Consider the following 21,668-nt stretch of genomic DNA (forward strand, 5'->3'; position numbering starts at 1 on the left):
CGCCGGCACGGCCCGGAACCCCGGGCCCGGTCCGCCCGCTCAGCGCCCTCCGTAGGCCGCCTCCAGCGCCGCGATGTCGAGCTTCTGCATTGACAGCATGGCCTGCATGGCGCGCTGCGAACCCGCGGGGTCCGGACCGCCGAGCAGCTGGCCCAGCACTGAGGGGACCACCTGCCAGGACACCCCGTAGCGGTCCTTGAGCCAGCCGCATTGGCTTTCGGAGCCACCCTCGCTGAGCGCGTCCCAGTACCGGTCGACTTCCTCCTGCGAGGAACAGTCAATAACAAAGGAGATCGATTCGTTAAACGTGAAGGCCGGTCCCCCGTTCAACGCAGTGAAGGTCCGGCCCTCAATTTCGAACCGCGCGGTGATCGCCTGGCCCGCAGGTGCGGGTCCGCCCTCCCCGTAGCGGGACACCTCCAGCAGCTTCCCGCCGTCGAACACGGAAACGTAGAATTCGGCGGCTTCTTCCGCTTGGGTGTCGAACCACAGGCAGGTGGTGATCTTCTCGGCCATTGCGCGTCCTCCGTTCGGCCCGTGCCGCGGCGGTGTCCGGCGGCAGTGCGGGGTTTCAGCCCGAGCCTAGTCCGGCCGTTTGGCGGGCACAACGGGTTACCGGGCAAGACCGGTGGCCCGACTAGGCTTGGTGCTATGTCCTCTTCAACGCCTCCGCTCCCCCGGCCCCCCGAGCATAAAGCGGCGCCGGCGGACTCCAAACGGACGACGGTCTGGGCCGCCTGCGCCGACGCCGCCCTGATTCTCATCTTCGCCGCCATCGGCCGGGACGCCCATCAACGCGGGGACATCATCTCCGGCGTCTTTGCCACCGCCTGGCCGTTCCTCGCCGGCGCCGCACTGTCCTGGCTCGCCCTGCGGCTGTGGCGCGCACCCCTGGCCCTGTGGCCGGCCGGCGTCGGCGTCTGGCTCGGAACAGTCACCGTGGGCATGCTCCTGCGTGCCGCCACCGGGCAGACGGTGGTCCTGCCGTTCGTGCTTGTGGCCCTGCTCAGTCTCGGGCTGTTCCTGCTCGGCTCCCGACTGCTGGCCGCTGTCGTCCGGCGGCGCAACACACGGCGCGCCCGGGCCTGATGGACTAGGCTGGCAGGGACATGGCCAGGGCCCCGGGAGTACCCTCCGGCAGGCCCAACTGGCCGGCAACGGCGCAACAGATCCGGAAAGGTTCACACGTGGTCACCGCTTTCGTCCTGATTAAGACAGACGCTTCCCGCATCCCGGAGACCGCGGAGGAGATCTCCGCCATCCAGGGCATCAGCGAGGTCTACTCCGTTACCGGCGAATGGGATCTTATTGCGGTCGCCCGCGTCCCCAAGCATGACGATCTCGCGGATGTCATCGCGGACCAGCTGTCCAAGGTACGCGGTGTTGTCCACACCATCACGCAGATTGCCTTCCGGGCCTACTCCCAGCATGACCTGGACGCGGCCTTCGCGCTGGGCTTCGAACAGTAGGGCTCAGACGCTTCAGCTGCGTGAGAGCGCGACCCAGCGGTCCAGTACCGCAGCGGCCGCACCCGACTCGATGGACTGTTCAGCGCGGCTGAAGGCGGCCGCCATCCGCTGGCTCAACGGACCAACAGCGTCCCTATCGAAGGCCACGAGTCCGGCGGCGGCGTTCAGCAGGGCGGCGTCCCGCGCGGAACCGCGTCCCCCCGCGAGTACGGAACGGACGACGGCGGCATTGGCGGCGGCGTCCCCGCCGCGCAGCTCCTCCAGGGTCGCCCGGCGGATGCCCAGGTCGCCCGGCTCGAATATCTCCTCACTCACCGCGCCGTCGCGGATTTCCCACACGCGGGACGGACCGGTTGTCGTCAGTTCATCGAGCCCGTCATTCCCGCGGAACACCAGCCCGCGGCTTCCGCGCTTGGCCAGCACCCCTGCCACCAGCGGGGCCATCCGCTCGTTGGCGACACCCACCGCCGAGGCCTGCACGTGGGCGGGGTTGATCATCGGCCCCAGGAAGTTGAAGGCTGTGGGTACGCCAAGTTCGCGGCGGGCGACGGCGGCATGCCGCATCGAGGGATGAAACACCTGGGCAAAGCAGAAGGTGATGCCTGCCTCTTCCGCGTTCAGGGCCACACGCGGAATCGGCAGGTCCAGCCGGACGCCCAGCGCCTCCAGGACATCCGCTGAACCGGAAGTGGAGGAAGCGGCACGGTTGCCGTGCTTAACGACCTTGGCGCCGGCACCGGCCGCGATCAGCGCGGCCATAGTGGAAATGTTGACCGTGTTCTGCTGGTCCCCGCCGGTTCCGACGATGTCCAGTTTCTGCCCTGCTATATCAATAGGGCTCGCATGCGCGATCATCGCATCGACCAGGCCGACGAGTTCGTCAACGGTCTCGCCTTTGGAACGCAGAGCGACCAGGAAGCCGGCCACCTGGGCGGGCGAGGCCTCGCCGGACATGATCGAGTTCATCGCCCATTCCGTGTTGCCGGTCGTCAGATCGGTACCGTTAATAAGGGCGTTGATGAGCCGCGGCCAGGTGTTGCCTGCCGCCTGTGCAGTTGCCTGAGAAGTCACGTTCCGATGCTATCGAGGTGCGCACTGCAATGACCAATGTGAACGGCGCCGGGAACTTTTCCGCGCGAATTCGCGTCTTTGTAGAAAAAGTCCCCCGAAAACGCCGTTTGCGTTGGGCAGGAGCGAGTTTTATAGACATAATGTCTATGTGACATCTGCGACCCAAGCCCCCAGTACCCCGGCGCACCCGACGCTGAATCGTCCGAACATGGTTTCTGTTGGAACCGTTGTCTGGCTTTCCAGTGAGTTGATGTTCTTCGCCGGTCTCTTCGCCATGTACTTCACACTCCGTTCGACTTCCGGACTGATGTGGGCCGAAGAGACAGCCAAGCTCAACTTTCCCTTTGCGCTCGTAAACACGATCGTCCTCGTGGCAAGTTCCTTTACTTGCCAGATGGGCGTCTTCGCCGCCGAGCGGCTTCAGCCGCGTCGAAGCGGCGGCCGCCTCAGCTTCACCCGCTGGGGTATGAACGAATGGTTCACCCTGACTTTCATCATGGGTTCCATCTTCGTGGCCGGCCAGGCGATGGAGTATGCCTTGCTCGTTTCCGAGCATGTCTCGCTCTCCTCCAACGCCTATGGTTCGGCGTTCTACATCACCACAGGCTTCCACGGCCTGCACGTTATAGGTGGCCTGGTTGCCTTCCTCCTGATCATGGGCCGCTCCTTCGCAGCGAAGAAGTTCGGCCACTTCGAGGCAACCTCAGCGATTGTCACCTCGTACTACTGGCACTTCGTCGACGTCGTCTGGATCGGCCTGTTCCTGGTGATCTACGTCCTCAAGTAGCCCAGACTGGACTCTTTCCATAAGAGGCAGAATTTCAAAAGACGGCTCCCGGAGCCGACGCAGGATCGAAAAAAGGAACCACCACGTGAAGGCACTCTCGCAGAAGCGACGTCACCCACTGGCAGCTATTGCGCTGCTGCTGATGGGCCTCCTGGTGACTGGTGGGCTGTACGCAGTCGCCAGCACCGTCAACCAGGCCAAGGCAACCACCAGCTTCAGCGCAAATGACGCAGAGGAAGGCGGCAAGCTCTTTGCCGCCAACTGCGCCACCTGCCACGGCATGGGCGCCAGCGGGTCCAATGCCGGACCCTCCCTGGTAGGCGTCGGCGCCGCCGCCGTCGACTTCCAGGTCGGGACCGGCCGTATGCCCATGCAGATGAACGGCCCGCAGGCTTACAAGAAGCCGGCACAGTTCAACGAAGAGCAGACGCACCAGCTGTCCGCGTATGTCGCTACGCTCGGGCCCGGCCCGTCCATCCCGGAGGCCGGTGTCCTCGATGAGAAGGGCAACGCAGCCGCCGGCGGCGAGCTGTTCCGCGTAAACTGCGCCATGTGCCACAACGCCGCCGCTGCCGGCGGCGCGCTGACCCGTGGCAAATTCGCTCCGGCCCTGGCTGATGTGTCCGGCAAGCACATCTACGAAGCGATGGTCACTGGCCCGCAGAACATGCCGGTCTTCAGCGACAGCAACGTTACCCCCGAAGGCAAGCGCGACATCATCACCTTCCTGAAGCAGATCGAGGCCAGCGGTTCACCCGGCGGCGCCGACCTGGGTTCCCTGGGTCCGGTGTCTGAAGGTCTGTTTGTCTGGATCGCCGGTCTGGGCGTCATTGTTGCCTTTACCATCTGGCTGACGTCCCGGACGTCCTAAGCCCCACCTGTTACACCTGTAAGAGTTTTCTGCTGACCCGTCAGCAGTTTGAATTGAAAGCTAACTCGGCACTCGCCGAGACGAGAGAGGGATGAGGCGAATTATGGGCAACCATAGTGACGGCAGTCCGAACCACTCGGGCACCGTAGCTACGGCTGGTCAGAATGAGGTGGAGAAGTTCCAGGATCCTGGACTTCCTCCGCATCGTTTGCGCCTGGCTGACACGGACCCGAAGGCCGCAAAGCGAGCAGAACGGCAGGTAGCCCTTCTATTCGGGACTTCGGTCGTTGGCACCCTGATCTTCCTGGTGGCGTACTTTGCCATCGATCTGGGGGATGACAGCACGATCGTGACCATCCGGCTGCAGAACATGCTGCTGGGCCTGGGCACCGCCTTTGCCATGCTTGGCATCGGCACCGGAATCGTGCACTGGGCCAAGGCCCTTATGCCGGACCATGAAGTCTCGGAAGAGCGTCATGCCATCCGCACCGAGGAAGACCGTCTTGCTGCGGTCCGGATCGTCGACGACATCGTTGAGGAAACCGGCATCAAGCGCCGCCCGCTGATCCGCAACACCCTTCTGGGCGCCGTGGCGCTGGCTCCCCTGCCGGCCCTCGCCGTCTTCGGTGACTTGGGTCCGCGTCCCGACAAGGCTCTGGCGCACACCATGTGGGCACCCCAGGAGGGCAAGCTCAAGCGGCTCACCCGCGATCCTGACGGCACCCCCATCAAGGCCTCCGATGTGACAATCGGTTCAGCTTTCCACGTTATTCCGGAGGGCCTGAACGAACTCCACGAAGGCAAGCTGAACGAAAAGGCCAAGGCCGTCGTGCTGCTCATGCGGCTGAACCCGGAGTCGCTCAACCCGTCAGCGGGCCGCGAGGACTGGGGCTACAACGGGATCGTTGCGTACTCCAAAATCTGCACCCACGTCGGTTGCCCTGTTGCCCTGTACGAGCAGCAGACCCACCACTTGCTGTGCCCGTGCCACCAGTCAACCTTCGACCTGACCCAGGAATGCAAGGTTATCTTTGGCCCGGCCAGCCGTCCGCTCCCGCAGCTGCCCATCGCGGTTGACTCCGAGGGCTACCTGGTCGCCACCAGCGACTTCAAAGAACCTGTTGGACCTAGCTATTGGGAGCGTGATGAGCATGAGCGCAACGTCAACGCCTAATGCCCCCGCCTTCGTCGCCAAGACCAAAGGCGGCCGTATTACCAACTTCGTTGACGAGCGCGTCGGCGGTTCCGGGATCCTCCGTGAATTCGGCCGCAAGGTCTTTCCGGACCACTGGTCGTTTATGTTCGGCGAAGTGGCGCTCTATTCCTTCGTCATCCTGCTGCTCTCCGGCACTTTCCTGACGTTCTTCTTCGATCCCTCGATGGCGGAAACGCACTACCAGGGCTCGTACACCCCGCTGAAGAACGTCGAAATGTCGGTGGCCTACAGCTCCTCGCTGGACATCTCCTTCGATGTCCGCGGCGGTCTGTTTATGCGCCAGGTCCACCACTGGTCCGCGCTGCTGTTCGTGGCCTCGGTGTCCGTGCACATGCTCCGCGTGTTCTTCACCGGTGCTTTCCGCAAGCCGCGCGAAATGAACTGGGTGGTGGGCGGCGTGCTGCTCATCCTCTCCATGGCTGCCGGCTTCACCGGTTACTCCCTCCCCGATGACCTGCTCTCCGGCAACGGCCTGCGCATCATCGACGGCGTGATCAAGTCCATCCCGGTGATCGGAACGTACATCTCGTTCTTCCTCTTCGGCGGCGAATTCCCGGGCACGGTCATTATCGGCCGCCTGTACATGCTGCACATCCTGCTGGTGCCCGCACTCATCCTCCTGATGATCGTGCTGCACCTCTTTATGGTGGTCGTGCACAAGCACACCCAGTACCCCGGCCCGGGACGGAACGACGGCAACGTCGTCGGTTACCCTCTCGGCCCGGTCTACGCGGCCAAGGCCGGCGGCTTCTTCTTCATCGTGTTCGGTGTTGTTGCCCTCATGGCGGGATTCTTCACCATCAACCCGATCTGGAACTACGGCCCCTACGACCCCTCCCCTGTTTCGGCGGGCACCCAGCCTGACTGGTACATCGGATTCGTTGACGGCGCGCTCCGCCTGATGCCGGGCATCATCGGTGACTGGCGGATCGAGCAGTTGTGGTTCGGGCATGTCTTCAGCTTCAACGTGCTGCTCCCGGCGCTGGTACCGGCCGGAATCATCTTCACCGCACTGTTCACCTACCCGTGGATTGAACGCTGGATCACCAAGGACGACCGCGAGCACCACGTCCTGGACCGCCCGCGGAACGCCCCGACCCGCACCGCGATCGGCATGGCCGGTTTCGTCTGGTACTGCGTTATGTGGGCCGCGGCCGGCTCGGACCTCATCGCCACGCACTTCCACGTGTCGCTGAACGATGTGACCTACTGGCTGCGTGCACTGTTCATCGTTGGCCCGTTCATCGCCTTCATCGTCACGAAGCGCATCGCCCTGGCCCTGCAGCGTAAGGACCGCGAGATTGCCCTCCACGGCCGCGAAACCGGCCGCATCGTGCGCCTGCCGCACGGCGAGTTCATCGAGGTCCACGCCCCGCTCGACGAGTACAAGCGCTACAAGCTCGTTGGTTTCGAGTCGCCGTCGCCGCTTCCGGCTGAGCCGAACGCCCATGGCGTCGTCGACAGCAAGGAAAAGCGCCGTGCGAAGCTTTCCCAGCTGTTCTTCGAGGACCGGGTGGCCCCGGCCACGCCCGCTGAGCTCGCGGCGGCCCATGGCCACCACGGCGCTCACGAGGCTATCGAATCTGGCGAGACCCAGAAGACGCTCAGCCACTAACCGGCTGCAGTGATCACCAGAAAGGCCCGGTCCATCAGGACCGGGCCTTTCTGCATCTGACCGGAAATCAGCCGCAACGCGGGGTCAGCTAGCGCCCATCCCGGGCCCCGGATGGGCCGTAGCTGACCCCGCGTTGCCGTTAAGGGCGGTAGCCGGAGGCGTAGTTGCGCATCGGGCGGACCCCGGGCCGCTGCAGGGGCACCCAGAGCTTGTAGCGGTCGGCCCGGTAGTAGGACACCGAATAGTCCACCATGGCCCGGGCCACAAAGGCGTGGCGCTGGATCTTCAACAGCGGCGACCCCACTTCAACATTGAGCAGACGGGCCGTCGACGGCGAGGCAGCCGTCGCCTCGATCATGTCCTCGCCCCACTCCATCACCAGTCCAAAACGTTCACTGAGCACGTTGTACAGCGACGTCGGCGGCTCGCCATCGAGCAGGCCGGGCACCCGGTGGGCGGGAATGAAGTTCTCGTCCACGCTCATGGGTTCGTTGTCCGCCAGCAGGAGGCGTCGGAACCGCACCAGGGGCGTTCCCTCCTCCAGCTGGAGCTCCCGCGCCAGAAAGGCGCTCGCACCGATCTGCTCGAAGCTGAGGACCTTGGCGGCCGGGACCATGCCGCGGCGCTGCATTTCCTCGCTGTAGGAGGTCAGCTTGACCTGCAGGTCCAGTTTGGGTTTGCGCACAAAGGTTCCCAGACCCACCACACGCTCGATGACCTCCTCGCCAACGAGCGCATCAATAGCCTGGCGCACTGTCATCCGGGCAAGTCCGAAGCGCTCCGCAAGGTCACGCTCCGACGGCAGCGCTGACCCCGGCGGGCAGGCCTTCACGATATGGGCCCTGAGGATTTCCCTCAGCTGGACGTAGATGGGCGTACCGTTGTTCCGGTCGATTTCGCCGGCCATGCCTGCCGCGTCAGAGGACGCCACAGCATGGCCTTACGCAATGAGTCATACCTCAAGGTTAAGCCACCCCGGCAACAGGTCTAGACCACTCGGTCGACTTGGTTCGCCCGGAAACGCGGCCACGGCTAGGCTTTAATCCGCCGGCATCCCGCCGGCAGCAGAAATCATGAGAGACAAGGATGTCCCGGTGCCAGTTCGGAACGCAGTCGTGCAGGCCGCCATTGGACTGCACGCACGCCCTGCGGCGCTCTTTGTCCGCGCTGTCCACGAAACCGGCCTGCCCGTCACCATCAGCAAGGACGGCCGGCAAGGTGTGGACGCCCGCTCACTGCTCGAGGTCATGACCGAGGACTTCCACTGCGGCTGCGCGGTGCAGCTGGCCGTGGCCCCCGACGCCGTTCCGGAGCGCTACAGCCCAGCCGACGTTGAGAAGGCGTTGGACGGCCTCCGCGCCCTGCTGGAGTCCGCCCGGTCCCGCTGAGCAACTGGACACCATCCGGGCCCGCCACGGCCCTCTGCTGCGGCTCCGGACGCCTCCCCGCCAGGGCTTTCTCCCGTGGCTTCCGTGGCTCCCCGCCAGGCCCTTCTCCGGCCGGCTCCGGTCCCCTCCGGGGAACCGTGCCCGCTGCTGGTGCTTCGGGGGGAGCCGCCGCGGCGGACAGTCCGCTCCCCCGGTCTGCGCCCAGGACACAACCAGAACCTGAAGCAACAACGACGGCGGGCCCCACCAAAAAGGTGGGGCCCGCCGTCGTTGTTGACTTAGTGTGTCCGTGCGGACATCAGTGCGCGTGGTCTCCGCGGCTGTATTCGTAGACCCAGCCGACCAAACCGACGAGTGCAAGACCGCCCGCAATGTAGACGATCCAGAACCCTACGGCCAGGCCGAGGAACCCTGCTGCGGAGGCCAGTCCGAGGATCAGCGGCCACCAGCTCCAGGGGCTGAAGTGGCCCTGTTCGCCCGCGCCCTCGTGGATCTCCGCATCGCTGCGGTCCTCGGGACGCTGCCCGACGCGCTTGCCGGTGAAGGCAAGGTAGGCGCCGACCATGCCGGAGAGCCCGCCGAGCAGCAGAACGCCCAGGATGCCGACCCACTCGGTCCAACCGGTCAGGAACCCGTAGATAACCGAAACCGGGACGAAGAAGAAAACTCCCAATCCAAAGATCCTTGATTCGATTTTCACTCGGCTTGATCCTTCTGGTCGGCGTTACCGAGCGCTGCTGCTGCCGGGGCAGGAGATTCGACGGTGTATGACTGGGACAGTTCGGGGTGGTGCAGGTCCAGGGCGGGACGCTCGGACCGGATCCGCGGCAACGAGGTGAAGTTGTGCCGCGGCGGCGGGCAGGAAGTTGCCCATTCGAGCGATGCTCCGAAGCCCCAGGGGTCGTCTACCGTAACGCGTTCGTTGCTGCGCCAGGTGATGTAGACGTTCCAGAAGAACGGGATCAGTGAGGCGCCCAGCAGGAACGAGGCGTAGGTGGAGAACTGGTTCATCCAGGTGAAGTTGTCCTGCGGCATGTAGTCCGCGTAGCGGCGGGGCATACCCTCAACACCCAGCCAGTGCTGGATGAGGAACGTGCCGTGGAAGCCGAGGAACAGCATCCAGAAGTGGATCTTGCCAAGGCGCTCGTTGAGCATCTTGCCGGTCCATTTCGGCCACCAGAAGTAGAAGCCGGCGAACATCGCGAACACCACGGTGCCGAACACCACGTAGTGGAAGTGCGCCACCACGAAGTAGGAGTCGGAGACGTGGAAGTCCAGCGGCGGGGAGGCCAGGATGATGCCGGTCAGCCCACCGAACAGGAAGGTCGCCAGGAAGCCGATGCTCCACAGCATGGGGGTTTCGAAGGTGAGCGAACCCCGCCACATGGTGCCGATCCAGTTGAAGAATTTCACGCCGGTTGGCACCGCGATGAGCATCGTCATGAAGGAGAAGAACGGCAGCAGGACCGAGCCGGTGACGTACATGTGGTGCGCCCACACGGTCACGGACAGCGCGGCGATGGAGATCGTCGCGTAGACAAGGCCCTTGTAGCCGAAGATCGGCTTCCGGCTGAAGACCGGGAAGATCTCCGAGACGATGCCGAAGAACGGCAGGGCGATGATGTAGACCTCCGGGTGACCGAAGAACCAGAACAGGTGCTGCCAGAGGACCGCGCCGCCGTTTTCCGGGTCGAAGATGTGGGCTCCGAAGCGCCGGTCCGCGCCGAGGGCGAACAGGGCAGCCGCGAGCGGCGGGAAGGCCATCAGGACCAGGATGGACGTGACGAGGATGTTCCAGGTGAAGATCGGCATCCGCCACATGGTCATGCCCGGCGCACGCATGCAGATGATCGTGGTGATGAAGTTGACCGCACCAAGGATGGTACCGAAACCGGTAAGCGCCAGGCCGAAGACCCAGAGGTCACCACCTACGCCGGGGCTGAACGTCGTGTTCGACAGCGGCGCATAAGCGAACCAGCCGAACGACGCTGCGCCCTGCGGGGTGATGAAGCCGGACACCGCAATCGTGGAGCCGAAGAGGAAGAACCAGAAGGCGAGGGCGTTCAGCCGTGGGAAGGCCACGTCCGGGGCGCCGATCTGCAGCGGCATCATGACGTTGGCGAAGCCGGCGAACAAAGGCGTCGCGAACATCAGCAGCATGACGGTGCCGTGCATGGTGAACAGCTGGTTGTACTGCTCTTTGGTCTGCAGGATCTGCATGCCGGGCTCGAACAGTTCGGCGCGGATCAGCAGCGCCATGACTCCGCCGAAGCAGAAGAACACGAAGGACGTGATCAGGTACATGTACCCGATGGTCTTGTGGTCGGTTGTGGTCATCCAGTTGACGACGATGCGTCCCTTGGATTTCGGTACTACGGGAGCCTCAAGGATCCCGGTGGGCTGTGAATAGGTAGTTGCCACGTCGCTCCCCTTACTTGGTTTCGGTCGGGGCCGGGTTGCGGTCGTACTCTTCGCCGAGGAGTCCCGTGTTGCCGTCCTGGCGCAGCTTCTCCAGGTGCGACTGGAACTCGGCCTCGGAGACGACCTTTACGCGGAACAGCATTTCGGAGTGGTACTCGCCACAAAGTTCGGCGCACTTGCCGTCGTAGGTTCCCTCCTTGGTGGGGGTGAACCGCATGTAGTTGGTCTTTCCGGGGATCATGTCGCGCTTCTGCAGGAAGGCGGGAACCCAGAAGGAGTGGATGACGTCGCGGGCGTTCAGCTCGACGTCAACCGATTTGTTGACCGGCAGGTACAGGGTGGGCAGCTTTTCCTTGTCCACTTCCTCGCCGGTGAGGTGCGCCTGGACGCCGGCTTCGTGGACATCCTCGCGGATCACGTCGCCCTTTTTGTAGTTGAAGTCCCACGCCCACTGCTTGCCGCGGACGTCAACGACGACGTCGGCCGGCTCGGCGCGGTTGTCGATCGCCTGCTGGTCACGTTCGGTGAAGTAGAAGAACACCAGGACCATAAACAGCGGGATCGTCAGGTAGAAGACCTCGAGCGGCAGGTTGAAGCTGTTCTGGCGGGGGAACCCAACGGTGCCTTTGCGGCGCCGGTAGGCAACGATGCACCAGATCATCAAGCCCCAGGTAATGACACCCACGGCCAGAGCGGCAATCCATGAGTTGACCCAGAGGTCCATGATGCGGTCAGTGTGGTTGGTGGTGCCACGCTCAGTGGGCAACCACCCTTTCTGTACCTCTGGTGAACATCCAGTCAAAGCCAACGCGCCGGCGAGTGCCAAGCCAGTGATCGTAGTGATCTGTTTGCGTCGGCTGCCGGTTCGGTTCTGCGAACTCACAGACGGCCCTTCCTACTTGTTGCTGTCGCCCCGGGCCGGAAAATGGCGTTCAGGGCAAACTAATAGTTTTACTACTCGGTGTAGAGCTTACCGCTCCCCGCGAGTTTTCGCCCACATGTCCGCGCCGTGCGTCGGGACCTTTTTGCCGGGCCCGATCGTTGGGCATCCTGCGGCACTAAGGCCGGGCAGATGGCCCGGCCTTAGTGGAAGGAATCACCGCAGGCGCAGGAGCCGCCGGCGTTGGGGTTGTCGATGGTGAAGCCTTGCTTGGAGATGGTGTCTTCGAAGTCGATGCTGGCACCGCTGAGGTACGGAACGCTCATCTTGTCGACGACAACTTCAACGCCGTCGTAGTCGCGGACAGCGTCTCCGTCGAGGATTCTCTCGTCGAAGTAGAGCTGGTAGATGAGGCCGGAGCAACCGCCGGGCTGCACGGCCACCCGGAGGCGCAGATCGGTGCGGCCTTCCTGCTCGAGCAGGCTGCGGACTTTGCCGGCCGCGACGTCGGTCAGTTTGACCTCGTGCGTGGCTAGTTCCTCGCCCGCCGTGGCGGTGGTTTCGGCGCTGTTTTCGTTGGTTGTAGTGCTCATGGCCTACCTTCTGACGACGGTGGTGGCGGCGCCGCTTCCGCGGCACCCGCCCCTACTTGAACGGTACGGGCTATAGCTACATGCTACGTCGATCAGCCCTGTAGCTCTAACTCCTGACGTAACCGTCCCAGCCCGCTGGATGTTCCCCGGGAACCGGACCCGGCCGGCCGTTTGGGCCAGTGCTGCAGGAGTCCAATCCGTTAGGACAGTCCTTCGTCGTTGAGACGGGCGAGCATCAGCGCCTCGGCCACGATCGCGTTTCGGAAGTCTTCAAGGTGGAGGGATTCGTTGGCGCTGTGCGCCCGCGAATCGGGATCCTCGACTCCTGTGACCAGGATTTGCACGTCCGGGTACAGCTCGGTCAGGTCGGAGATGAAGGGAATCGAGCCGCCGATGCCGGTTTCCACTGCGGGGACGCCCCACGCTTCACCGAGCGCCCACATCGCGATGCTGGCCGCCCGGGAGGAGGTGTCGGTGCTGAAGGCGTTGCCGCTCTCCCCCGGGGTGAAGACGACGTGGGCGCCGAACGGTGCGTTGGCTTCGAGATGCCTGCGGACCGCGTCCATGGCCTCAGCCGGGGCCTGGCCGGGGGCGAGCCGCAGGCTGAACTTGGCCCGCGCCCGGGGCAGCAGGGTATTGGAGGCGACGTCGACGGCGGGGGCATCGAGGCCGATGATGGACAGTGCCGGTTTGGTCCACAGCCGCGAGGCGATCGTGCCGGTGCCGGCAAGCCTGACGCCGTCGAGCACCGAGGCATCCGCGCGGTATTCCTCTTCCGAGAGGTCCACGGTGGCGTCGTCCCGGCTGACCAGGCCGTCGATCGCGACGTTGCCCTGCTCGTCGTGCAGGGTGGCAATAAGCCGGGACAGGAGGGTTGGCGCGTCCAGCACAGGGCCGCCAAACATGCCGGAGTGGACAGCGTGGTCGAGGACCTTGACCTCGATGGTGCCGTCGACCAGGCCGCGGAGGCTGGTGGTGAGCGCTGGGATGCCGACCTTCCAGTTGCTGGAGTCGGCGACGACGATCACATCGGCGCGCAGCAGCTCCCGGTGGGCTTCCAGGAAGGTCCGGAACGTCGGGGAGCCCGCTTCCTCCTCGCCTTCGAAGAAGAAGGTCACGCCGAGCCCAAGCTGGTCCCCCAGCACACGGGATGCGGCAGAGTAGGCAGCGATGTGGGCAAGGATTCCGGCCTTGTCGTCGGCCGCACCGCGTCCGTAGAGACGCCCGCCGCGTTCGACGGCGGTGAACGGCTCCGTCTCCCACAGCTCCGGGTCGCCGGTGGGCTGCACATCGTGGTGCGCGTAGAGCAGGATGGTCGGTTTGCCCGCGGCGGCCGGTCGGCGCGCGACGACAGCGGGGCCGCCGGGGGTGCCGTCGTTCTTATAGCAGCGCAGGATCCGGACGTCGTCGAATCCGTTCGCCCGCACCAGTTGCGCGACGGCCTCGGCGCTGGCGTTCAGCGGGGCGGGGTCGAAACTGGGCCAGGCGATGCCCGGGATGGCGACAAGCTCTTTCAGCTGGGCGATCGTGGTGTCGAACGATTCGGCCACAGCCTGGCGGAGGGCCTCGGTGTCGACGTTTCCGACCGGGCCTGATGCGGTTTGCGGGTTCCCCGCGGGTAATGAGGTCATGGCCAGAACACTACCCGTGTCACGGATCACCTCAAACAGTGCGGCGGCGGCTTGGGCCCCGTGTGGTCCGGGTCTCGCGGACCCCGTCCCGGGGTATTCTGTAGGGGTGTTTGGACGTAAAAAGGAAGCGCCTACGGCGCAGGACAGAGTTGACCAGCAGGCGGCCGGGGCGATAGCCCGGGACTCCGCCACCGGCAAGGGCGCGCCCACGCCCAAGCGCAGCGCCCAGGTGGCCGCCCGCAAGCGGCCGCTGGTGCCGGAGGACCGCAAGGCCTCCAAGGCCGCAGAGCGCGTGGCGGTCCAGGACCAGCGGCTCAAGATGCGGCGGGCCATGGAAACCGGCGATGAGAAGTTCCTGCCGCTGCGTGACAAGGGTCCGCAAAAGCGCTTTGCCCGTGACTATGTGGACGCCCGCTTCAGCCTCGGCGAGTACCTCATGTTCGGCGCCCTGATCTTCGTGGTCGTCTCGCTCCTCGTCCCGGCCTCGAGCGATCAGATGATTTATGTTCTGGGCGGGTTCTGGGTCATGTTCCTGGCCGTTTTCGTCGACGTCTTCATCCTTTCCCGGAAGCTGAAGAAGCGCCTCACCGAGAAGTTCGGCGACGTGGAGCGCGGGACCGTCTGGTACGGGTCCATGCGCTCGCTGCAGTTCCGCCGCCTCCGCCTGCCCAAGCCCCTCGTCAAGCGCGGCGAATACCCCGCCTGATCCACTTACCCAAGGAGCCCCCGGCAGACTGGCTGCCGGGGGCTTTGTCGTCTGGATGAGCTGCCGGGTCCGCTGGCTTCCGCAGCGGGCCGCGGGGGCCGCGTTCAGCGCCGGGACGGGTGCTTCGCGAGCAGACGGTTGATGCGGGCAGCCCAGAACGGACCTTCGTAGAGGAACGCCGTGTACCCCTGCACCAGGGTGGCACCGGCGTCGAGCCGCTGCTGGACGTCCTGGGCGGTTTCAACGCCGCCCACCGAAACCAGGGTCAGCCGTCCGCCGGTTGCCGCCTTGAGCCGGGCCAGCACCTCGAGGGACCGCTGCCTCAGGGGTGCACCCGACAGCCCGCCGGCGCCGCAGGCCGCGACCGCCTCCGCGCTGGCGACGAGTCCGGTGCGGGCGATGGTGGTGTTGGTGGCGATGATGCCGTCGAGTTTCAGGTCCAGGGCCAGGCGCGCGACGTCGTCGATGTCATCGTCGCTGAGGTCCGGGGCGATTTTGACCAGCAGCGGAACGTGGCGTCCGGACGCTTTGTCCGCTTCCTCCCCCACAGCCGTCAGGAGCGGGCGCAGGGTTTCCACATCCTGCAGCAGCCGAAGCCCCGGGGTGTTCGGGGAACTGACGTTGACCACGAGGTAGTCGGCGGCGGGGGCAAGGCTGCGGGCGCTGATCAGGTAGTCGGCTACGGCGTCCTCGAGCTCCACGGCCTTGCTCTTGCCGATGTTGACCCCGATTACCGGGCGGACACCCGGGTGCCGGCGCTGCAGCGCCGCCCGGGCGGACTTCAGCCGGGGTGCGACGGCGGCTGCCCCGTCGTTGTTGAAACCCATCCGGTTGATCACGGCCCGGTCCTCAACCAGGCGGAAGAGCCGCGGGGCGGGGTTGCCGGGCTGGGCCTGGCCCGTAATGGTGCCGACCTCCACGTGGCCGAAGCCAAGCTCGGTGAGGGCCTCGATGCCGTGGCCCTCCTTGTCGAACCCGGCCGCGAGGCCGAAGGGCGAGGGGAACGTCAGGCCGAACGCCTGGGTCTGCAGTGACGCCGCCGGTGCCGTGAACTTCTGCAACAGCCGTCCTGCGCCGCAGGAGTGGACGAGCCGGATGGCCTTGAAGCCGATTTTGTGGGCGCGTTCGGCGTCCATCGATGAGAAAGCCAGCCGGAAGAAAGTCGGATATACGCGCATGGCTCTAGTTTTCCTGCTCCGGCGGTCCAGACCAAACCCACCCGCTGCCGGGCGCTAGCATGAAGCCATGACCAGCGACGATGAAGCGGGATGGGCACCCGACATCCTCGGTGACGAATTTGAGGCCCGCACCTTCCCTGCCGCCGGCCCCGACGGCGTCGAGCGCACCGCCACGCTGATCCGGCACCTTGGCCCCACGGGCGGGAGAGCCGCCACCGGGGGCACAGCTCCCGCGCCGGCCTCCGCGGGGGACGCTGCCGGCCGCCGGACCCGGGCCGTCCTGTTCCTGCATGGCTGGAGTGACTACTTCTTCAACGAGGAGCTCGCCGAATTCTGGACCGGCCAGGGCTTCGCGTTCTATGCCCTTGACATGCACAACCACGGCCGAAGCCTCCACGCCGGCACGCACGGCGGCTACGTGGCGGACTTGGACGACTACGACGCCGAGATCACCGCCGCGATCGGCATCATCACCTCCCTGCAGGCCGAGCCGGACCGAAAGCCATCCGTGGCGCTGATGGGGCATTCCACCGGCGGGCTGATTGCCGCGCTGTGGGCGAACCGGCACCCGGGCGTGGTCTCGCAGCTGATCCTGGACAGCCCCTGGCTGGAAATGCACGGCAGCCCGGCCGTGCGCCGCGCGGCCCGGACCATGGTGGAACCGCTCGCACGGTTCCGGCCCGAGGCCATCATCCGTCTCCCCGAACGTTCCTTCTACTGGCGGAGCATCAGCAGCGCCGCGGACGGCGAATGGACGCTCGATGACAACTACCGCCCGCCCCGGGCATTTCCCGTCCGGGCCGGCTGGCTCAGCGCAGTCCTCTCGGGCCAGGCGCGGGTGGCCCGGGGGCTGAACATCGACGTCCCCATCCTGGTGCTGATCTCCGGGGCCAGCGCCAACGGGATGTTCTGGAAGGAATCCATGCGGCGGACCGACGCGGTGCTGGACGTGAACACCATCGCCCTCCGCGCCCTCAGCCTGGGCCGCACCGTCACGCTGGAACGGATCGATGGAGCCCTGCATGATGTGTTCCTGTCCGCCCCGCGCGTCCGGGCCGACGCCTACGCCCGGCTGGCCCGCTGGCTCCGCGCCTACGTACTCGACGACGGCGGCACCCTGTGACCCTGCCCGCCGCGCCGCCACTGTGGCGGCAGGATGTACTGGGCGGCCGTTTCGAGCGGCTGGAACTGCCGCTCAAATCCGACGACGAAGGACCCGTCGTCGCCACCCTGGTCCGGCATGCAGGCTCGGGCGGAGCTGCGGCCGGGATGAACGCAGGGGCTGCTCCGGCACCGCAGGCGAGCCCCGGTCAGCGGATCCGGTCCGCGCTGCACCGGTTCTTTTCGCCCGGCAGCAGCCGTGCACCGGCGACAGGCGGCGCCACGACCGGCCGCGCCGCCACAGGCAACCGGGACATTCCGGGCGGACGGGCACCGGCCAAGGTGGTCCTGTACCTGCACGGCTGGGCTGACTATTTCCTGCAGGCCGAACTCGCCGATCACCTCGTGGCCAGCGGATTCCACTTCTACGCGCTCGACCTGCGGAAGTTCGGGCGCAGCCTCCGGCACTGGCAAACCCCCGGCTATACGACCGACCTGGCCGTCTACGACGAGGACATCGCGGCGGCGCTGACGGCGATCGGCTCCGACATCGCCGGGCGCACCGGCAGCCCGTTGGCGCCAACGGTGCACCTGCTCGCGCATTCCTTCGGGGGCCTGGTGGCGGCGCTGTGGGCGGACCGGAATCCGGGGCAACTGGGGACCCTGATCCTCAACGCGCCCTGGCTGGAACTGCAGGGCAGCAGCCTGATCCGCAACATCGCGATGCATCTGGTGGAACCGCTGGCGCGCACCGACCCGCGCCGGGCGCTGCTGCTGCCCAGTATGCCGGGCTATTGGGACAGCGTGAGCGGCACAGCACACGGCGAATGGGTGCTGGATCCCGAGTGGCGCCCGAAGGAGTCGTTCCCCATCCGGCCGGGCTGGACGAAAGCAGTTCTGGCCGGCCACGCCGCCGTGGCCCGGCGGCTGGACATCACGTCCCCGGTCCTGGTGATGCTGTCCGGACGCACCCGGATCCAGGCCGACTGGTCAGAAGAACTGATGGAACTTGACGCCGTGATCGATGTCGAGGAAACGGCGCGCAGTGCGCTCGGCCTGGGCCGCCGGACGGCAGTCTTCCGGTACCCGGGGGCGCTCCACGACATTTTCCTGTCCCGCCGCGCGCTGCGCGAGGAAGCCTACAAGGACCTCGTCCTCTGGCTGCGCCTGTACCCGGGCTGACCTGACCCTGACCCGACCCACCCCACCCCTGCCCTGGCCTTTTCCTCAGGCGGGGGCGGCGTCGACCGCGCCGCCGTAGCGGCGGTCCCGCTGGGCATAGATTTCCACGGCATCCCACAGCGTGCGCCGGTCCACATCGGGCCAGAGCGTGTCCATGAAGACGAATTCGGCGTAGGCGGACTGCCAGAGCATGAAGTTGGAGAGCCGCTGCTCGCCGGAACTGCGCAGGAACAGGTCGACGTCGGGCAGGTCCGGTTCGTCCAGGTATTTCTGGATGGTCTTCTCGGTGATGGCGCCCGGCTTGAGCCGCCCGGCCGCCACCTCTTCCGCGATCGCGGACACCGCGTCGGCGATTTCCGCGCGTCCACCGTAGTTAACACACATGTTCAACGTGCACGTGCTGTTGCCCCGGGTGAAGTCCTCGGCCTCCTCCAGCTCACGGATCACCGATCCCCACAGCCGCGGCCGCCGGCCGGACCAGCGGATCCGGACGCCCCACTCATCCAGCTGGTTGCGCTGCCGACGTAGCACGTCCTTGTTAAATCCCATCAGGAAGCGGACCTCCTCGGGCGAGCGCCGCCAGTTCTCCGTGGAAAAGGCATAGACACTGAGATGCTCGATGCCGAGCTCGATCGCCCCGGCCACCACGTCCAGCAGGGCGGGCTCCCCCGCCTTATGGCCTTCGATCCGCGGCAGGCCGCGCTGGTTGGCCCAGCGCCCGTTGCCGTCCATTACGATGGCAACGTGCCGCGGGATGAACTCCGCCGGGATCGCCGGCGGGACCGCTCCGGAGGGGTGCGGGTACGGACTCGCCACGGGGGTGCTCCGTTGCCGGACCGGATTTTTCTTTTTACCCAACGCCACAGCTACGTTCGCTCCACATGTTTGAGGGATTTAAGGACACGCTCCAGATGCCACTGCAGGTAGCTGGCGACCAGGCTGGCGGCCTCGCGCCGGTGTTGCGGCACGGACGCGTCCGCCGTCGTCCAGTCCCCGGTCAGCAGGGCGCCGAGCAGCAGAACGGTTTCCGCGGCGGGGGCGGGCGACCCGGGCGGCCGGCAGTCGGCGCAGACCATTCCGCCGAGAGGTGCCGAAAACGCAGTGTGCGGCCCGCGGGCGCCGCAGCGGGCGCAGCCGGTAAAGCTCGGGGCCCAGCCGCCGGTGGCGAGGGCGCGCAGCAGGTAGGAATCGAGAATGAGTTCCGGGGTGTGGTCGCCGCGGCTCAGTGAGGCCAGTGCGCCGACGAGGAGATTGTATTGCGCGGTTCCCGCCTCACCGTCGACGTCGGTGAGCTTCTCCGCCGTCTCGGTCATGGCCGCAGCCACGGTGTAGCGGCCGTAGTCCGCGGCGATGTTGCCGCCGTAGGCTCCCTTGGCGACGGCCTGTGTGACGATGTCCAGGCTGCGGCCGGAAATCAGCTGGAGGTCCGCGACCATAAACGGTTCGAGCCGGGCGCCGAAGCGGCTGCTCGTGCGCCGGACGCCCTTGGCCACCGCACGGACCTGGCCGTGGTGTTTGGTCAGGATGGTGATGATGCGGTCCGCTTCGCCCAGCTTGTGGGTGCGCAGCACGACGCCGTCGTCACGGTAGGCGCGGGAGGCAAAAGAAGAGGGGTGGGCCACGGTTAATCTTCGCACTGTCTGGGTAGGAAACTTTGCCATTCGGGAATACAGCGCTGCGCCGCCGGATCCTCCGGCGGCGCAGCGACTGGCAGCTCAGGCGCGGGCGTCCCGGATGGCCCGGTTCACTGCCGAGATGACGGCCTTGAGCGATGACGTGCTGGTGTTCGCGTCGATCCCGACGCCCCACAGCACACGTTCCCCCACAGCGCATTCGACGTAGGCAGCGGCGAGGGCGCTGCCGCCCTCGGAGAGGGCATGCTCGCTGTAGTCCAGGACGCGGACGTCGACGCCGTCTTCGCGCAGGATGCTCAGCAGCGCGGCGATCGGGCCGTTGCCGGTGCCGGTGCGGTGGACCACCGTGCCGTCAACTTTGAGCGCTGCGTGCAGCGTCATGGAGCCGTCCTCGTCGGTTTCGGTGCTGAACGAACCGAGGGCGTAGCGTCCCCACTGCGCGTCAGCCGTGCCGGAGGGCAGGTATTCATCCTGGAAGGCCTGCCAGAGCTGGGCGCCGCTGACTTCGCCGCCCAGGGTGTCGGTATGCTTCTGGATCACGCCGGAGAACTCGATCTGGGCGCGCCGGGGCAGGTCCAGGTTGTGCTCGTTCTTCAGCAGGTAGGCGACGCCGCCCTTGCCTGACTGGGAGTTGACCCGGATCACGGCCTCGTAGCTGCGGCCGAGGTCCTTCGGGTCGACTGGCAGGTACGGGACCTGCCAGGGGTAGTCTGCGACGTCCTTGCCAGCGGCGGCGGCGTCCTTCTCGAGGGCTTCCAGGCCCTTCTTGATGGCGTCCTGGTGTGAGCCGGAGAACGCGGTGAAAACGAGGTCCCCGCCGTAGGGTGCGCGCTCGGCGACGGGCAGCTGGTTGCAGTACTCCACGGTGCGGCGGACCTCATCGATGTCGGAGAAATCGATCATCGGGTCGACGCCCTGGACGAACATGTTCAGGCCCAGCGTCACCAGGTCAACGTTGCCGGTCCGCTCGCCGTTGCCGAACAGGCAGCCTTCAATCCGGTCCGCGCCGGCCAGGTATCCCAGCTCCGCGGCCGCGACGCCGGTACCCCGGTCGTTGTGCGGGTGCAGGGACAAGATGATGCCCTCCCGCGGGTGCAGGTTGCGGCTCATCCACTCGATGGAGTCGGCATACACGTTGGGGGTGGCCATTTCCACCGTGGCCGGCAGGTTGATGATGACCTGGCTGTCCGCGGAGGCCTCGAACACGTCGGCGATGGCGTTGCAGACCCGGACGGCGTACTCCAGCTCGGTCCCGGTGAAGGATTCCGGCGAGTACTCGTAGGTGATGTGGGTGTCCTGGAGGGTCTCTTCGTACTTCTTGCACAGCCGCGCACCCTGCAGGGCGATGTCCAGGATGCCGTCTTCGTCCTGGTTGAAGACAACCCTGCGCTGCAGGACCGACGTCGAGTTGTACAGGTGCACGATGGCCTGCCTGGCGCCGACGAGGGACTCGTAGGTCCGCTCGATCAGGTGCTCGCGCGCCTGGGTCAGGACCTGGATGGTGACGTCGTCCGGGATGTGGTTGCCCTCGATCAGCTGCCGGACGAAGTCGAAGTCCGTCTGCGAGGCGGAGGGGAAGCCGACTTCGATTTCCTTGTAGCCCATCCGGACCAGCAGCTGGAACATTTTCAGCTTGCGGGCCGGGCTCATCGGGTCGATCAGGGCCTGGTTGCCGTCGCGCAGGTCCACGGCGCACCAGCGCGGTGCCTTGGTGATGACCTTGTCCGGCCAGGTGCGGTCCGGCAGTTCAACCGTGATCAGGTCCTGGAACGGGACATAGCGGTGGACGGGCATTCCTGAGGTTTTTTGTGCGTTTCGCATTACAATCGGGGCCTTTTCTGTGGTTCCTGGTGAAAGGGGGGCCGGGCAACACAAACTCCGCAGCGAGGATGGGCCTTGCGCTAGATCGCGTCTGAGGCCTCGCT

General features: G+C 65.8%; 22 protein-coding genes. 10 read left to right on the top strand and 12 right to left on the bottom strand.

Features of this window, described 5'->3' with window-relative positions; translation table 11 throughout:
• Positions 1 to 39: 39 nt before the first annotated feature.
• Entirely contained in the window at positions 40 to 516 is a 477-nt protein-coding gene (locus AC50X9_RS08875; RefSeq protein WP_494892559.1) for a VOC family protein, read from the bottom strand.
• 135 nt (positions 517 to 651) lie between these two features.
• Between AC50X9_RS08875 and AC50X9_RS08880 the strand changes: the two genes are divergently transcribed.
• The gene (locus AC50X9_RS08880) at positions 652 to 1,089 is read left to right on the top strand and encodes a DUF3054 domain-containing protein (protein ID WP_494892561.1); all 438 of its coding nucleotides are present in this window, start codon (positions 652 to 654) and stop codon (positions 1,087 to 1,089) included.
• A gap of 98 nt (positions 1,090 to 1,187) precedes the next feature.
• Positions 1,188 to 1,469, top strand: coding sequence for an Lrp/AsnC family transcriptional regulator (locus AC50X9_RS08885; RefSeq protein ID WP_494892563.1), 282 nt, complete (start codon positions 1,188 to 1,190; stop codon positions 1,467 to 1,469).
• Between the two features lie 12 nt (positions 1,470 to 1,481).
• On the opposite strand, the gene trpD is transcribed toward AC50X9_RS08885, so the two are convergent.
• A complete protein-coding gene (gene trpD / locus AC50X9_RS08890; protein WP_494892565.1) occupies positions 1,482 to 2,540 on the bottom strand; it encodes an anthranilate phosphoribosyltransferase in 1,059 nt (352 codons plus the stop codon).
• 112 nt (positions 2,541 to 2,652) lie between these two features.
• On the opposite strand from trpD, the gene ctaE reads away from it, so the two are divergent.
• The 4 genes from ctaE to qcrB all read left to right on the top strand — a co-directional run bounded on the left by ctaE (position 2,653) and on the right by qcrB (position 7,029).
• Positions 2,653 to 3,327 carry an aa3-type cytochrome oxidase subunit III gene (gene ctaE / locus AC50X9_RS08895; RefSeq protein WP_494892567.1) on the top strand — a complete coding sequence of 225 codons (675 nt, stop codon included), beginning with the start codon at positions 2,653 to 2,655 and terminating at the stop codon, positions 3,325 to 3,327.
• 85 nt (positions 3,328 to 3,412) lie between these two features.
• On the top strand, positions 3,413 to 4,198 hold the full coding sequence (gene qcrC / locus AC50X9_RS08900) for a cytochrome bc1 complex diheme cytochrome c subunit (RefSeq protein ID WP_494892569.1): 786 nt from the start codon (positions 3,413 to 3,415) through the stop codon (positions 4,196 to 4,198).
• Positions 4,199 to 4,301: 103 nt separating this feature from the next.
• On the top strand, positions 4,302 to 5,372 hold the full coding sequence (qcrA, locus tag AC50X9_RS08905; RefSeq protein WP_494892571.1) for a cytochrome bc1 complex Rieske iron-sulfur subunit: 1,071 nt from the start codon (positions 4,302 to 4,304) through the stop codon (positions 5,370 to 5,372).
• The gene (qcrB, locus tag AC50X9_RS08910; RefSeq protein WP_494892573.1) at positions 5,350 to 7,029 is read left to right on the top strand and encodes a cytochrome bc1 complex cytochrome b subunit; all 1,680 of its coding nucleotides are present in this window, start codon (positions 5,350 to 5,352) and stop codon (positions 7,027 to 7,029) included. The genes qcrA and qcrB overlap by 23 nt, the downstream gene beginning before the upstream one ends.
• A gap of 139 nt (positions 7,030 to 7,168) precedes the next feature.
• On the opposite strand, the gene AC50X9_RS08915 is transcribed toward qcrB, so the two are convergent.
• A complete protein-coding gene (locus AC50X9_RS08915; RefSeq protein WP_494892847.1) occupies positions 7,169 to 7,936 on the bottom strand; it encodes a GntR family transcriptional regulator in 768 nt (255 codons plus the stop codon).
• 187 nt (positions 7,937 to 8,123) lie between these two features.
• On the opposite strand from AC50X9_RS08915, the gene AC50X9_RS08920 reads away from it, so the two are divergent.
• On the top strand, positions 8,124 to 8,417 hold the full coding sequence (locus AC50X9_RS08920; protein ID WP_494892575.1) for an HPr family phosphocarrier protein: 294 nt from the start codon (positions 8,124 to 8,126) through the stop codon (positions 8,415 to 8,417).
• 298 nt (positions 8,418 to 8,715) lie between these two features.
• Here the strand turns inward: AC50X9_RS08920 and AC50X9_RS08925 are convergent, their stop codons facing one another.
• From AC50X9_RS08925 to AC50X9_RS08945, 5 genes are all read right to left on the bottom strand, one after another.
• Positions 8,716 to 9,117, bottom strand: a complete 402-nt coding sequence (locus AC50X9_RS08925) for a cytochrome c oxidase subunit 4 (RefSeq protein ID WP_494892577.1) — start codon at positions 9,115 to 9,117, stop codon at positions 8,716 to 8,718.
• A complete protein-coding gene (ctaD, locus tag AC50X9_RS08930) occupies positions 9,114 to 10,838 on the bottom strand; it encodes an aa3-type cytochrome oxidase subunit I (RefSeq protein ID WP_494892579.1) in 1,725 nt (574 codons plus the stop codon). The genes AC50X9_RS08925 and ctaD overlap by 4 nt, the downstream gene beginning before the upstream one ends.
• Before the next feature lie 10 nt (positions 10,839 to 10,848).
• Positions 10,849 to 11,721 (bottom strand): aa3-type cytochrome oxidase subunit II, encoded by an 873-nt coding sequence (gene ctaC, locus AC50X9_RS08935; protein ID WP_494892581.1) that lies wholly within the window; start codon positions 11,719 to 11,721, stop codon positions 10,849 to 10,851.
• Between the two features lie 200 nt (positions 11,722 to 11,921).
• Positions 11,922 to 12,311 carry a HesB/IscA family protein gene (locus AC50X9_RS08940; protein WP_494892583.1) on the bottom strand — a complete coding sequence of 130 codons (390 nt, stop codon included), beginning with the start codon at positions 12,309 to 12,311 and terminating at the stop codon, positions 11,922 to 11,924.
• A gap of 200 nt (positions 12,312 to 12,511) precedes the next feature.
• Complete coding sequence (locus AC50X9_RS08945) at positions 12,512 to 13,942, bottom strand: dipeptidase (protein ID WP_494892585.1); 1,431 nt, start codon at positions 13,940 to 13,942, stop codon at positions 12,512 to 12,514.
• A 106-nt stretch (positions 13,943 to 14,048) separates the two neighbouring features.
• On the opposite strand from AC50X9_RS08945, the gene AC50X9_RS08950 reads away from it, so the two are divergent.
• Positions 14,049 to 14,648, top strand: coding sequence for a DUF3043 domain-containing protein (locus tag AC50X9_RS08950; RefSeq protein ID WP_494892587.1), 600 nt, complete (start codon positions 14,049 to 14,051; stop codon positions 14,646 to 14,648).
• 104 nt (positions 14,649 to 14,752) lie between these two features.
• On the opposite strand, the gene AC50X9_RS08955 is transcribed toward AC50X9_RS08950, so the two are convergent.
• A complete protein-coding gene (locus tag AC50X9_RS08955) occupies positions 14,753 to 15,826 on the bottom strand; it encodes a quinone-dependent dihydroorotate dehydrogenase (RefSeq protein WP_494892589.1) in 1,074 nt (357 codons plus the stop codon).
• A 67-nt stretch (positions 15,827 to 15,893) separates the two neighbouring features.
• Here AC50X9_RS08955 and AC50X9_RS08960 point away from each other — a divergent pair, with 67 nt between their 5' ends.
• Positions 15,894 to 16,949 (top strand): alpha/beta hydrolase, encoded by a 1,056-nt coding sequence (locus AC50X9_RS08960; protein ID WP_494892591.1) that lies wholly within the window; start codon positions 15,894 to 15,896, stop codon positions 16,947 to 16,949.
• Positions 16,946 to 18,109, top strand: coding sequence for an alpha/beta hydrolase (locus AC50X9_RS08965; protein ID WP_494892593.1), 1,164 nt, complete (start codon positions 16,946 to 16,948; stop codon positions 18,107 to 18,109). Before AC50X9_RS08960 ends, AC50X9_RS08965 begins: the two co-directional genes overlap by 4 nt.
• Before the next feature lie 45 nt (positions 18,110 to 18,154).
• On the opposite strand, the gene AC50X9_RS08970 is transcribed toward AC50X9_RS08965, so the two are convergent.
• From AC50X9_RS08970 to leuA, 3 genes are read right to left on the bottom strand one after another with little or no spacing between them, the layout of a single operon-like run.
• The gene (locus AC50X9_RS08970) at positions 18,155 to 18,973 is read right to left on the bottom strand and encodes an isoprenyl transferase (RefSeq protein ID WP_494892595.1); all 819 of its coding nucleotides are present in this window, start codon (positions 18,971 to 18,973) and stop codon (positions 18,155 to 18,157) included.
• A gap of 2 nt (positions 18,974 to 18,975) precedes the next feature.
• Complete coding sequence (recO, locus tag AC50X9_RS08975) at positions 18,976 to 19,770, bottom strand: DNA repair protein RecO (RefSeq protein WP_494892597.1); 795 nt, start codon at positions 19,768 to 19,770, stop codon at positions 18,976 to 18,978.
• Between the two features lie 54 nt (positions 19,771 to 19,824).
• Positions 19,825 to 21,564, bottom strand: coding sequence for a 2-isopropylmalate synthase (gene leuA, locus AC50X9_RS08980; RefSeq protein ID WP_494892599.1), 1,740 nt, complete (start codon positions 21,562 to 21,564; stop codon positions 19,825 to 19,827).
• Positions 21,565 to 21,668: the final 104 nt, after the last annotated feature.

It is taken from the genome of Pseudarthrobacter sp. HLT1-3 (genome assembly GCF_059383535.1).